The sequence below is a fragment of the Saccharibacillus sp. O23 genome (genome assembly GCF_002205895.1).
GTDB lineage: Bacteria > Bacillota > Bacilli > Paenibacillales > Paenibacillaceae > Saccharibacillus.
In genome coordinates, this window is record NZ_NJDE01000003.1 from 526,685 (window position 1) to 540,317 (window position 13,633).

A 13,633-nucleotide genomic window follows, 5' to 3' on the forward strand; every position below is an offset into this window, starting at 1 on the left:
AGCGAAGGAGTTTACGTCCGCCTTTGGAATTGGGAAACCTCCCCCTTAATCTAATCCCAGTTTCCCAATTCCAACACGCGGCCGTAGCGACCTCCTCCCCCGGAGCGCCCTTTCCCCGCTTCGGTGCCGCGCACGAAAAGGCCGCCGGATCTCCCCCGGCGGCCTCCCCCTCTACCCTGCAAACGAATCATGCGCCCGTTCGTAATTGACGAACTTGTTGAAGTTCTTCAAGAACACCAGCTCCACGGTCCCTACCGGGCCGTTCCGCTGTTTGGCGATAATGATCTCGATGATATTCTTTTTCTCGGTGTCCGCGTTATAGTAATCGTCGCGGTAGAGAAACGCGACGATGTCCGCATCCTGCTCGATCGAGCCGGATTCCCGAAGGTCGGACATCATCGGGCGTTTATCCTGCCGCTGCTCGACGCCCCGGCTGAGCTGGGACAGCGCGATAACCGGAACTTCCAGCTCCCGCGCGATCTGCTTGAGCGTACGCGAGATGTCGGAGACTTCCTGCTGGCGGTTCTCGCCGGCTTTGCCGCGGCCTTGAATCAGCTGGAGATAGTCGATGACGATCATGCCCAAGCCTTTTTCCTTCTTCAGCCGGCGGCATTTGGAACGAATATCCGCTACCGTAATGCCAGGCGTATCGTCGATATAGATTTCGGCTTCGGACAGCGAAGCGATGCCCATCGTCAGCTTGGTCCAATCTTCGTCATTCTTGAATTCGCCCGTCCGCATGACGCTCGCGTCCAGATTCGCTTCGGCGCAGATCATCCGCTGAACGAGCTGCGCCGCCGACATTTCCAGACTGAAGATCGCGACGGTCTCGCCTGCGCGGACCGAGACGTTCTGCGCCACGTTCAAGGCGAACGCCGTTTTGCCGACGGAAGGACGAGCCGCCAAAATGATCAAGTCGTTGCGCTGGAAGCCGGCCGTCATGCCGTCCAGATCGACGAACCCGGACGGAATTCCGGTGGTCCCGCCCGCGCCCCGATTCTGATGCAGCGTCTCGACGCGCTCGAAGACTTCCATCAGCACGTCGCGGATCGCGATAAAGCCGCCGCTGGAACGGCGGTTGGAGATCTCGAGGATCTTGCGCTCCGCATCGCTCAGCATCAGTCCGACGTCTTCGCCGCCGGTGTAGCCTTCGCTGACGATCTGCGTCGCGGTACGAATCAGCCTGCGCAGCATCGCTTTTTCCTCGATCATCTGCGCGTAATATTCGACGTTCGCGGCGGTCGGCACGGCATGCGCCAGCTTGGACAAGTAGCTGACTCCGCCGATATCCTCAAGCTGACCTTTATCTTTGAGCAGCGAGGTCAGCGTCACGAGATCGATCGGCTGACTCTCTTCCCCGAGCTGGACCATAGCCTCGAATATCATCTGGTGCGACTTGTCGTAGAAATCGTCGGCCGTAATTTTTTCCATGACTGTAATGAGTGCCTCGGCCTGGAGCAGCACCGCACCCAGCACGGCCTGCTCCGCTTCCAGATTTTGCGGCGGAATCCGGTCGAAAAAGAGATCCTCGCTCATCTTATTCCTCCGAAACCTGAACCTTGAGCGTCGACTTGACGTCCTTATGCAGTTTGATCGTAACTTGCGTCACGCCCAGCGTACGAATCGGTTCTTCCAGTTCGATCTTGCGCTTGTCGATCTTCACGTCCTGCTTGGACAAAGCTTCCGCAATCTGCTTGCTGGTGATGGCTCCGAACAAACGGCCGCCTTCGCCGGCTTTGGTTTTGATCTGCACGGTGAGCTCTTCGAGCTTTTTGCCCAGCGCGACCGCTTCCTGCTTTTCTTCTTCTTTGCGTTTTTCTTCCGCCGCGTGCTGGTTCTCCAGCGTTTTCACGTTGCCTTGCGTCGCGGGTTTCGCCACGCCGTTCTTGAACAGGAAGTTTTGCGCGTAGCCTTCCGATACTTCTTTGATGTCGCCTTTTTTGCCTTGCCCTTTTACGTCTTTCAGAAAAATAACTTTCATTCGAATAACCCCTCTTCCTTTTCGATGTCTTCGAGTACGGCCAGCAGCTTTTTCTCCGCTTCGCGCGGGGAAATATCGAGCTGCACGGCCGCATTGGTCAGATGCCCGCCGCCGCCCAGACGTTCCATGACCACTTGGACGTTGATCTTGCCGAACGAACGGGCGCTGATGGCAGTGAGCCCGTCAGGACGACTGCCGATGACGAACGACGCGTACACGTCCGTCATGTTGAGCAGCGTATCCGCGGCCTGCGCGATCAGCAGTTGAGGAAATTGGCGGCCTTCTTCGGTTACGGCGATCGCGATGCCGCCCATGACGACGCGGGCATGCTTGATGATCTCCGCTTTCGAGATATACTCGCCCAAGTCCTCTTTGAGCACGCGTTGAACCAGCACCGTATCGGCGCCGCTCCGACGCAGGAACCCGGCCGCTTCGAACGTGCGCGAACCGGTATGCAGCGTAAAGTGTTTCGTATCCATCGTGATGCCCGCCAGCAGCGTCGTCGCTTCGAGCGGAGTCAGCGTCATGTTGTCGTGGATGTATTGAAGCAGTTCCGTTACCAGTTCGCTGGCCGAAGACGCATACGGCTCCAGATAAACGATCACGGCATCGTTGATGAACTCTTCGCTGCGGCGATGGTGGTCGATGACCACGACCTGCTTCGCCCGCTGCACTAGCTTCGGCTCGATGGTCAGCGACTGCTTATGCGTGTCGACCACCACCAGCAGCGTGCGTTCGGTCATCAGCGCCAGCGCTTCTTCCGGAGGCACGAAGCGATCGGCCAACGTGACGTCCGCGCGAATGCGTTCCATCATCTTGACGATGGACGGATTGTCGCCGTCGAGCACGATGCCGGCTTCGACGTCGAGCTTGTCGGCCGCTTTGAGCATGCCGATCGCCGCGCCGATCACGTCCAGGTCCGGATTCTGATGGCCCATGATCAATACCCGGTCGCTGCGCTTCATCAAGTCGCGCAGCGCATGGGCGATCACGCGCGCCCGCACCCGGGTCCGCTTCTCGACGGCATTGGAACGGCCGCCGTAGAACGACAGACGCTGGCCGACTTTGACCGCGGCTTGATCGCCGCCGCGGCCCAGAGCCATATCGAGGCTCGACTGCGCCAGCGCGCCGAGTTCGCTGATCTTGTCGCTGCCGCAGGCCAGCCCGATGCTGAGCGTCATCGGAACTTTGAGATCGCTCGTCGCTTCGCGCACCTCGTCGAGAATGACGAAGCGGCTGTTCTCCAGCTTATCGAGCGAAGCTTGATTCAGCAGCATCATATATCGCTCGCTGGACAAGCGGCGCAGGTAGACGTCGTACTGCCGCGCCCAGCTGTTGATCAAGCTGGTCGCGCGGGCGATCGTCAGCGTGCGCTGCTGATCGTCCATGCCTTGAAAGGCTTCGTCCAGATTGTCGAGCAGCAGAATGCCGATCGCGAGACTTTCTTTTTCGTAACGCTCGCGCAGCTCGGCCATTTCGGTCATTTTTTGCAAATAGACCAATCTTTCTTCCGGATAAACGCGAATATCGTACGTCTCCGATTCGACCTCGATCTCGGCGCGAACCAGGCTCAGCGGCTCTTTCGATCCGTCTTTCCGATCGCGGGTCAGCGGCGGAAGCCCCGGCAGCAGCTCGGCGAGCGGAAGACCGACGGCCGTCTCCAATCCGAATAATTGGCTGACCTGACGGTTATGCCATTCGATGTTCCGATCCGAATCGTAGAGAAGCAGACCGAAAGGCAGTCGGTTGGTCACTTCCCCTTCGATGCTCCCGACGCGATAAGAGAGCGTGGAGGTATATTCGGCAAGTTCGCGCCTGAATTTCAGCTCCGCCTGCAGCATGAAGAGCACCACGGCGAAGACCAGACACAACGAGAGCAGGCCGATCGGCCAGTTGTATGCCGTGACGAACGCCGTCAACACGAGCAGCAGGAGAAACGCCCAGACGGTTCGATAACCGTACCAGCGTTTCAGCAAAAAGTTTGGCATGGTTTCCTCACCCTATCGTCTAGGTCTTGTAATGAACTCGCGCAGCGGGAACGCCAGATCGATGATCCCGATAATCCGCATCGGCGGGAAGATGACCGTGACGATCGCCATCAGAATGCCGATCGCGCGATGCCACCTTTTGACATGCCCGAGAAAGAACCAGAAACCGATCGCTTGAACCACGAAACAGAATTGCAGCAGCGGGAGCAGGTTGACGGCCGCCGCTTTCCAGAATCCGTCCGTCTGGTTGTAGGTCACCATGTCCAGAATCAAGGCGATGAAATAATAGAAGATAAGCGCGCGCGGAAATCTCCATTCGCGTGCCGGACGAAGCTTAGGAGCGGCCACGCCCATCGAAGCCAATATCGGGCGCACGATCGCGTGGGTGACGATAGCCAGAACGAGCGAGCTTACGATCATGCCGAGCGGAATCATCATGACGGTCTGATTGGAGATCTCGAAGATCAGATCCGGACTCCATTGTTCTTTGAGGATCGGATTCATCTCGGCGACCGCCAAGATCGGATCGAACGTGTCATGAACGAAATCGCTCACGTAAGTGGACAGATTAAAGCCCCATACCAGTTTGGCGCCGGCCAACAACAGCAGCAGCATACCGAGCAGCGTACCCGCTCCGTACAGGATGGTCTGCAGCGCAGGCTTGCGTTTCTTGTACATATGGCCCATGACGATACCGGGCACAAGGAAATAAACAGCCAACAACAACGAGGGAAGAACTAAAGAAGGAGCTAAAGCGCCGGATATGATGCCCAAAATCGCCAGAACGGGCACGACATGCAGCCAGAAGACGTTTACGCGCAAAGAGGCGTAAAGCACGGCTGCCGGAACGATCATAACCAACAAAGTGATCGCGGACAGCGGCGTCAGCAGCGACAGCAGGACCAGCAGATACAAGATGGCCCACATTGCCGAGGATAAACGCAATTTCAAGTAGATTCACCTCTTATGCGGATACGAAAGTTTAACCCTTATTATAGCATACCCCGACCGGCCCTCGATACCAAGAAGCCGAAGCGTTACGTATTCTGCGCGGCGCCGCTCTGCCGGGACACGAACCCTGCGCAGTATTCGATGATCTGGCTGCGGCGGACGATGCCGATGAATCTTCCCCGATCGTCGACGACGGGCACGAAGTTCTGCGATTTGGACAAATTGATCAGATCCGCCATATCCGATTCGATCGAAACCGGCTTGTTGTTCATGCGAAGAGGAAGTTCTTTGAGCGTAAAACGTGAAGCGTTCTCAAAAGTGATCTTGCCTTCCGAACGTTTCATATGCCAGAGGATATCGCCTTCGGTGACGGTCCCCGCATACTGGCCTTCTTTGTCGATGATCGGAATAGCGGTGTATTGATGATGTTCCATGCGCTCGATCACTTGTCGAAGCGTGGCATCGAGCGTCACGAACGCCACTTCGTGTTTGGGCAGCAGGAAAAAAGCAATATTCATAACGGATTTCTCCTTCTCTATACGGTTGTTGAGATCACGGCAGTGCGGATTTTAGGATTGGCTGCACGAGAATCGGCCTACCTTTTTATTATAGCGTAAAGTCGGGGTCGAAAGTAAAAATCGACGCCCGGATATCCGGGCGCCGATTTAAAATTTCCGTGCGATCGCGTTCGTATGTACTTGTTTCGCTCCGAAGGCTCAGACCAATCTCAGCCACGAAGAAGCCCGTTCGGCAAAAGAACCGGAGCGCGCATAGCCGTAGTCCAACAACCGTCCGGCTGCTTGAAAACTTTTCTCCCGGCTTTCCGCGCCCATGATCACGACGATCAGACGCTGTCCGTCCCGCTGCGCGGTTCCGGCTACCGAATACCCTTCGTCGTCCGAACCGTAAGCTTTAAGACCGTCCATTCCCCGATAAGAGTAAGGTCCGGAGAACTCCGGCAGCATCGCGTTCTTGTTCATCAGATAAATGCCTCGCGAGCTGATCTCCGTCTGCGTCACCGAAGACATCCGCAGCACTTCGGGATGAGCGTCGATCAGTTCCCGGCACATGATCGCGGCGTCTTTGGCGGTCATCCGGCTGCCCGGTTTGACTTTATCGGAATCCGCTTTCGGCGCTTCCGGCACTTCTTCGGACAACTGCGGCATGAATTGGGTCGAAGCCGACAAGCCGATCCGACGCGCTTTCTCGTTCATCATCCACGCGAACGAAGCTTCCGATCCGCCGGCGTAACGAGCCAGCGCCTGCTCCGCCTGCACGGAAGAAGAGACCGTCACGCCCATAAACAGTTCGTTCAGCGGGATCTGATCATCGGCACGGAAAGGAATCCCTTCCCGTTCGCTTCGATCGCGATGTCGAGCCGCCTGAACCGCTTTCGGCTTCTCGTCTCCGCCGATGCGGACCGAATCTTCCCAATCGACCCGCCCTCCGCGTACGGCATCGAGCACCAGCCATTCCGTCATGAGCTGCGTCATGCCCGAAGCGGGCAGCACCCGGTCGCCTTCTGCCTGCCACAATACTTCTCCCGTCCGCGCATCGATCAGAACGGCGGCCGCCGCTTCGACTTTTGGACGCCCGGCCAGCAGCTGCTGAGGAATCAGCAGCAGCATGACCGCCAACGCGATCAATATTCCTTTTTTCCATAAGCCCCCGTTCATGATTCGATCCGCTCCCTTCGTTATAGATATAGACGTACGATAACGTCTTTTAGTATGCAAAAAAGTGAAATTTTTTTAACCTTTTTTTGCGAATTCCGTTTCATGCACCGAAGGGCTTACCGAAATGTAACCTTTTAAGCCGCCATGTGCACCATAAGAAGAACGATATCGTTTCGCGGCGCGCAAAAAAGCCGAGATTCGAACGCAGGGTTCGAATCTCGGCCGATGGTCTCGAAAGACAGCCGCAAAACAAAATTAAGCGAAGTGGCAGGCTACGAAATGCTCGTTGCCCATATCGCGGTATTCCGGCACCTGCTGCTTGCAAATATCCGAAGCCATCGGGCAGCGGGTATGGAACTTGCAGCCGGACGGCGGATTCGCCGGGCTCGGAATATCGCCCTGAAGCACGATGCGTTCGCGCTTGAGCGTCGGGTCCGGAACCGGAATCGCCGACATCAACGCTTTGGTATAAGGATGCAGCGGATTGCTGAACAGTTCGTCCGTCGGAGCCATCTCCATCATCGTGCCCAGATACATGACGCCTACCCGGTTGCACAAATGCTCGACTACGCTGAGGTCGTGAGAGATGAACAGATACGTGAGCTGTTTCTCGCGCTGCAAATCGCTCATGAGATTGATGATCTGCGCTTGGATCGAAACGTCGAGCGCGGATACCGGTTCGTCGGCGACGATGAACTCCGGCTGCATGATCAGCGCGCGGGCGATCCCGATCCGCTGACGCTGGCCGCCGGAAAATTCGTGCGGGAACCGATCGTAATGGTAATCGGCCAAGCCGCAAATTTTCATCGTTTCGATGACGCGGTCTTTGAGCTCTTTGCGGCTGACGAGACCGTGGTCGAGCAGCGCTTCGCCGATCGCTTCGCCGACCTTGATCCGCGGATTCAGCGAGCTGAACGGATCTTGGAACACGATCTGCATCTTGGTGCGCATCTTGCGCAGTTCGTTTTTGGACAGTTCGTGCAGGTCTTTTCCGTCAAAATGAACCGTTCCGTCCGTTTTGTCGTTCAGACGAAGCAGGGTGCGGCCGATCGTGCTTTTGCCGCAGCCCGATTCGCCGACCAGACCGAACGATTCGCCTCGGTTGATGGTGAACGAGACGCCGTCTACCGCTCGAACGTCGCCGACGCGACGTTGGAACACGCCGCCGGTAATCGGAAAATATTTTTTCAGATTTTCGACTTGAACGAGGGGTTCGCCTTTTCCGCTTCCGCGTGTTTTGTCCAATTGGACTGCCGATTCGCTCATTGCGCTTTCCCCTCCTCTTCATACAACCAGCAAGCCGTTTTGTGCCCGTTCTCGTGCGTGCGCAGAGGCGGCGTTTTGGCTTTGCAGATCTCCATGCAGAATTCGCAGCGATCGTGGAAATGACAGTTGTCGCCTAAGTTTACCGGGTTCGGCACCTGCCCCGGGATCGAATACAGACGTTCTTGACGCTGATTGATAACCGGTTTTGCTTTGAGCAGGCCTTGCGTATACGGATGCTTCGGATTGCGGAACAGTTCCAGCACCGGAGCTTCTTCGATCACTTTGCCCGCGTACATGACGACGACGAAGTCGGCCATCTCGGCCACGACGCCCAGATCGTGCGTGATCATCATGATCGCGGTATTGAGCTTGCCTTTGATATCGCGCATCAAGTCGAGAATCTGAGCTTGAATCGTCACGTCGAGCGCCGTCGTCGGTTCGTCGGCGATCAGAAGTTTGGGGTTGCAGCTCAGCGCGATCGCGATCATGATCCGCTGACGCATGCCGCCGCTCAGTTCGTGCGGATACGAATCGAAGATTTTCTCCGGACGGGGAATGCCGACCATCGTAATCAATTCGATCGCGCGCGCTTTGGCTTCCTTCTGCGACATGCCCAGATGATACAGCAGCGGTTCGGTGATCTGCTTGCCGATCGTGAACACGGGGTTCAAGGAAGACATCGGTTCTTGGAAGATCATCGCGATCTCGTTCCCGCGCAGGCGGCTCATTTCTTTTTTATTGAGTTTCAGCAGGTCTTTGCCTTCGAAAAAGATCTCCCCGCCCACGATTTTGCCCGGAGGAGATTCGATCAACTGCATCAACGACATGGCCGTTACGCTTTTGCCGCAGCCCGATTCGCCGACGACGCACAGCGTTTCGCCTTCGCGGATGGAAAAGCTGACATCGTTCACGGCTTTAACGGTACCCGCAGACGTTTTAAAATGGGTCTCGAGGTTTCGGAATTCGACTAATTCTTTTGCCATTTCGTCTCTCCTACTTCTTCAGTATTGGCTTCGCTTTGCCGTCTTATCGGTTCTTCATCTTCGGATCGAGCGCATCGCGCAATCCGTCGCCGATCAGGTTGATCGCCGTTACGGTAATGAGGATACACATGCCCGGCGGAATCCAGATCCACGGACGTTTACGGAAATCGATCAAGTTGTTGGCCGCGTTGATCATGTTGCCCCAAGACGGAGTCGGAGGTACGACGCCCAGTCCGAGGAAGCTGAGCGCCGACTCGGTCAGGATAGCCCCGGCTACGCCAAGAGTCGCGGATACGATAATGATCGGAATGGTATTCGGCATCAAGTGACGGAAAATTTTGCGGTTATCGCGCAGGCCGAGCGCTTCGGTCGCCTGCATGAATTCCTGCTCGCGCAGCGTCAGGATCTGGCTTCGCACGAGACGCGCCAATCCGACCCAACCCAAGATCCCGATAATGAGCATCAGGAAGTAAATCCGTTTGTCCGGCGTGACTTTCAAGTCGGACAAGATCGCGCCCAGCGTGATCAAGATCGGCAGGGTAGGCAGCGCCAGAAAGATATCGGCGATCCGCATGATGATCGTGTCGGCATAACGGCGATAGAAACCGGCTACCGCGCCGAGCGTCGCGCCGATCACGACGGAGATCGCGGTCGCGACCAGACCGACGGTCAGCGAGATTCGGCCAGCCAACATCACGCGCAGCATGATATCGCGTCCGAGTTTATCGGTTCCGAGCCAATGAAGCGAGCCCGGAGGAACGTTTTTATTTTTGACGTCCGTTTCGTTAAGCGTGTACGGCGAGAAATAAGGTCCTATAAAACAAATAAGAAACATGATGACCAAAATGATCAAGCCGATCAAAGCCAAACGGTTTTTGGTGAAGCGGCGAACCGCGATTTTCCACGGCGATTCGGTTTTGACGATCTTGAGCTGCTCCTGAAGCTGCTCGGTTCGGTTTTCCGACTGTTCCACGTTCAATCTCCTCCTACTTTAGGCGAATTCTCGGGTCTGCAACCCCGTACAAGATATCGGACAACAGATTGCCGAGAAGCGTCAGAACCGCCAGGAACATCGTAAATCCGAGCATCAGCGGATAATCGCGCATGTTCAGGGACGCCAGATAGATTTGACCGATACCCGGCCAAGCGAAGACGCGTTCGAGAATCATGGCGCCGCCGAACAAACCGGGAAGTTCGAAACCGAGCAGCGTGATCGCCGGAAGAAGCGCGTTACGGAAAGCGTGTTTGAAGATAACCGTACGTTCTTTGAGGCCTTTGGCGCGCGCGGTACGAATGTAATCTTGACGGATGACTTCCAGCATGCCTGTCCGGAAATAACGAGTCAGACCGCCGATCGTCAGAACCGTCATTACGCTTACGGGCAGGATCATATGGCTCGCGACGTCCTTGATATAAGCGAAGCCGCTTGCGTTTAACCCGGCCGAGGTCATCCCTCCGGTCGGGAACAATTTCAAATCGAGTGCGAAATATTTGATGGCGAGCAGCCCGATGAAGAACGAAGGCAGCGACATCAACAGGAAGACCAGCAAGGTCACGACTTTATCGAAGAACGAATACTGGAATTGCGCAGAGAATACGCCTACGAAAGCGGCGATCGTCCAGCTCAGAATCAAAGTAACGATTGCGATGGCAAACGAGTTCCAAACGTAAGTACTGATGACTTCGGTAACCGGCATCTTATGCTGGAACGAGTCGCCCAGGTTACCGGTTAACATATTTTTGGCCCAAATGAAATACTGTTGAACGGGCGGCTTGTCGAGACCGTAAATCGCTCGAAGTTGATCCGCGCGCTCTGCCGTCATGTTCGGATTCTGGGATGCGGTGATATAATCTCCCGGAACCATTTGTGAAATGGCAAAAACAATGATCGAAATACCGATCAAAGTCGGGATCATCTGCAGCAGCCGCCGGATGATATACTGACTCATTTGCACGTCTCCTCCTGACAATATAAATCGATATGCCCAGCTCTCGCGAGCTGAGCATATCGGATGACCAATTCTTATTTCCGAAAGCTGTTATTGTGCGATTTCGACTTGGTGCAGGCTGTTGTAGTACTCTTTGTACGGGGTAATATCCCAGCCGTCGAGTCTGCCGTTGATCGCCAGCATGTTCGTTCTTTGGTACATCAGAATTTCAGGAGCGTCGGCATTGATTTGTTGGTAAGCTTTCGCGTAAATTTCTTTACGTTTGTTCAGATCCAACTCTTTTTTGCCTTCCGCGTACAGTTTGTCGACATCCGGATTCGAGTAGCCCGAGTTGTTTTGCGCGCCGTCCGTGATGTACACGGTCGTATCCGGGTCAGGAGTCAGGCCCCATGCGGCGAAGAACATTTCGTAGTCGCCTTTGTCCTTTTTCTCCATGATGGCGTTGAAGTCGAGCGTTTCGGTTACGAGCTTGATGCCCAGTTCTTGATAGTTTTCGGTCATGATCGGGATCAGAGCGTCGACAACCGGGTTCTCTGCCGTAGCGGAGAAGTTGATTTCGAATTTCTTGCCGTCTTTTTCGCGAATGCCGTCGGAGCCGACTTTCCAGCCTGCTTCGTCAAGCAGCTGTTTCGCTTTTTCCGGATCGTAGTCGTACGTGTTGATCTTGTCGGCCGTGTAAGCCCACGATACGTCGGATTGCGGGATGTTGATGACTTCGGCGTAAGGACCGTAAGCCGCATCCACGACTTCGGCGCGGTTCAGGCCGTAAGTCAACGCTTGGCGAACCTTCACGTCGGTGAACAGCGGGTTCTTGTTGTTCATCGCGACATAACCGTAACCGTTGTTTTTCAGAACGTCGACGTCCAGGAAGCCCATGCTCTTCAGCTCTTCGACGTTGTCTTCGTTAACGGTGATGTTGTCGAGATCCGTTTCGCCGGATTGCAGCATCGCCATGTTCGTCGTATCGGTCGTCGTTTTGAAGATCAGGTTTTTCACTTTGGCAGCGCCGTCGTAGTAGTTTTCGTTAGCCGTGAGATCGACTTCTTGGCCGGCCGAGTATTTGGTCATCGTGTAAGGACCCGCGCCCATCGGTTTCGTGTTCAGCTCTTTTACGCTGGTCAGGTCGCCTTGCTTGTAACCTTTGCCGTAGTAAGCTTCGGAAAGCGGAGCAATGCCGCCCAGATTGACTTGAGTCATCGCGTCATAGTCGCTAACGGTTACCGATACCGTTTTGTCGTCGACGACTTTGATGCCGGAAATGTCTTTAGCCGTGCCTTTATTGTATTCGCTCGCGCCTACGACGTTCCAGCTAAGCGGGTCGGATTGACCGTCGTAGCTCGAATCCATGTAGAGTTTCATCGTGAACAGGTAATCGCTGGCTTTGACCGGCGTACCGTCGCTGAATTTCGCGTCGTCGCGGATATGGAAGGTGTAAGTTTTGTTGTCTTCCGATACGTCGATTTTGTCCGCCATATCGTTTTCGTAAGTACCGTCGCCTTTGACTTTGATCAAGGACGGGAAGATGACGCCGTCGATTGCCACGTCATACGACGTTTGGTGGAACAGCGGGTTGAATACGCCCTGCGGCGCAGTCGTACCGATGATCGCGGAGTCGGTGCGTGCCGTAGCCGCCGCCGGGTTGGCGCTCATGTCCGTTGCTTCGGTCAGGCCGATTGCATCGCCTTCCGCAGCCGGTTCTTCTTCTGTAGCTGCAGGTTCTTCGGTAGTCGTGTTATCCGTCGTAGCTGTTTCCGTAGGTGTTGTGGTATCGGTCTTTGCGGTATCGTCTCCGCCGCCGCAAGCAGCCAGGATCGAACCGAAAGCCATCAACGTCACCAACATCAAAGATAATCTCTTTTTCATTTAGATCCCCCTATCGAGTATTTAAAACTGAAAAAGCTATAAAAATAATCGGAAATCACCGAAGCGACCCTGACTATTTTAAAACAACCCTTGCCGACGGACGACAAACTTCCGACAAATGCGGCTCCGCAAAGCCTGAATGAAGATGTATAAACGCATTTGCCGACCAAGCATTTAACCTTTGGTCGATTCAAAGCCGCGCAGTGTCTTACATTAAAGCGTCGGCTTAATGAACCAGCGGTAAATTTAATGTCAATAATACGTGTAAATTATATTCACGTCAATACCTTTTTTTGAGAAAAAAACGCTTTTTATGATTCATCCGCTTAATAAACGTGTATTTTATATCTTTTTTTTGCATAAAAACACGATAATACGTTCAACGGAATACCTTTTCGAAAAAACAAAGATATGTAGATCTCATCCCATGTTAGCATAGATGACAAAAAGCTGCTATAGTTTGAGTTTTTGAAGCTTGTGCTTCCCGAAAGGGAGTTTTTTTATTCTAGCACATCATTTTCAAAAGAATAGTCTTTTTTGTCACTTCTCGCCGATCGGAGACCGGGGTTTTTGTTTTCCTTCTATTATAAGAACGTTTTCATATTTGTACAGTCTTTTTTGTTTTTGGGAGTCTTTACTGAAGTATGCAAAAAGAGACGAAGCAACCCGAAGGTCGATCGTCTCTTGAAATATCGCTCTTATTCCGTAGTGTAAGGCAGCAGGGCTACCTGACGGGAACGTTTGATGGCAACAGTCAGCATGCGTTGGTATTTCGCGCTTGTGCCTGTTACGCGACGTGGCAAGATTTTGCCGCGCTCGCTGATAAATTTACGGAGCAGGTCCGTATCTTTATAGTCGATGTAAGTGATCTTATTTACAGTGAAAAAGCACACTTTACGACGCTTGTTGCGTCCACGACGTCCGCCTTGACGTCTTTCGCCGTCTCCGCCTTCACGTTGTCTAAAGCTCATATCAT

The 13,633-nt window shown here is 54.4% G+C and carries 12 protein-coding genes; all 12 read right to left on the reverse strand.

All coding sequences use genetic code 11. From position 1 onward, the window contains the following. Positions 1-171 precede the first annotated feature (171 nt). Complete coding sequence (gene dnaB, locus CDO73_RS06280; RefSeq protein ID WP_088487630.1) at positions 172-1,536, reverse strand: replicative DNA helicase; 1,365 nt, start codon at positions 1,534-1,536, stop codon at positions 172-174. A 1-nt stretch (position 1,537) separates the two neighbouring features. Further along, the gene (rplI, locus tag CDO73_RS06285) at positions 1,538-1,981 is read right to left on the reverse strand and encodes a 50S ribosomal protein L9 (RefSeq protein WP_088487631.1); all 444 of its coding nucleotides are present in this window, start codon (positions 1,979-1,981) and stop codon (positions 1,538-1,540) included. After that, on the reverse strand, positions 1,978-3,969 hold the full coding sequence (locus CDO73_RS06290) for a DHH family phosphoesterase (protein WP_088487632.1): 1,992 nt from the start codon (positions 3,967-3,969) through the stop codon (positions 1,978-1,980). The genes rplI and CDO73_RS06290 overlap by 4 nt, the downstream gene beginning before the upstream one ends. A 12-nt stretch (positions 3,970-3,981) precedes the next feature. Next, positions 3,982-4,920, reverse strand: a complete 939-nt coding sequence (locus tag CDO73_RS06295; protein ID WP_143536076.1) for a DUF2232 domain-containing protein — start codon at positions 4,918-4,920, stop codon at positions 3,982-3,984. A gap of 86 nt (positions 4,921-5,006) precedes the next feature. Further along, the gene (locus CDO73_RS06300) at positions 5,007-5,438 is read right to left on the reverse strand and encodes a CBS domain-containing protein (RefSeq protein WP_088487634.1); all 432 of its coding nucleotides are present in this window, start codon (positions 5,436-5,438) and stop codon (positions 5,007-5,009) included. Between the two features lie 198 nt (positions 5,439-5,636). Next, positions 5,637-6,596: a D-alanyl-D-alanine carboxypeptidase family protein gene (locus CDO73_RS06305; protein ID WP_088487635.1), complete on the reverse strand. Its 960-nt coding sequence runs from the start codon at positions 6,594-6,596 to the stop codon at positions 5,637-5,639. Between the two features lie 255 nt (positions 6,597-6,851). Then, entirely contained in the window at positions 6,852-7,862 is a 1,011-nt protein-coding gene (locus CDO73_RS06310) for an ABC transporter ATP-binding protein (protein WP_088487636.1), read from the reverse strand. Further along, on the reverse strand, positions 7,859-8,845 hold the full coding sequence (locus CDO73_RS06315; protein ID WP_088487637.1) for an ABC transporter ATP-binding protein: 987 nt from the start codon (positions 8,843-8,845) through the stop codon (positions 7,859-7,861). Before CDO73_RS06315 ends, CDO73_RS06310 begins: the two co-directional genes overlap by 4 nt. Before the next feature lie 43 nt (positions 8,846-8,888). After that, on the reverse strand, positions 8,889-9,818 hold the full coding sequence (gene opp4C / locus CDO73_RS06320; protein WP_088487638.1) for an oligopeptide ABC transporter permease: 930 nt from the start codon (positions 9,816-9,818) through the stop codon (positions 8,889-8,891). Between the two features lie 13 nt (positions 9,819-9,831). Next, on the reverse strand, positions 9,832-10,794 hold the full coding sequence (locus CDO73_RS06325; RefSeq protein WP_088487639.1) for an ABC transporter permease: 963 nt from the start codon (positions 10,792-10,794) through the stop codon (positions 9,832-9,834). Between the two features lie 90 nt (positions 10,795-10,884). Then, positions 10,885-12,657 (reverse strand): ABC transporter substrate-binding protein, encoded by a 1,773-nt coding sequence (locus tag CDO73_RS06330; RefSeq protein WP_088487640.1) that lies wholly within the window; start codon positions 12,655-12,657, stop codon positions 10,885-10,887. Positions 12,658-13,355: 698 nt separating this feature from the next. Next, the gene (gene rpsR, locus CDO73_RS06335; protein WP_088487641.1) at positions 13,356-13,628 is read right to left on the reverse strand and encodes a 30S ribosomal protein S18; all 273 of its coding nucleotides are present in this window, start codon (positions 13,626-13,628) and stop codon (positions 13,356-13,358) included. Positions 13,629-13,633 lie beyond the last annotated feature (5 nt).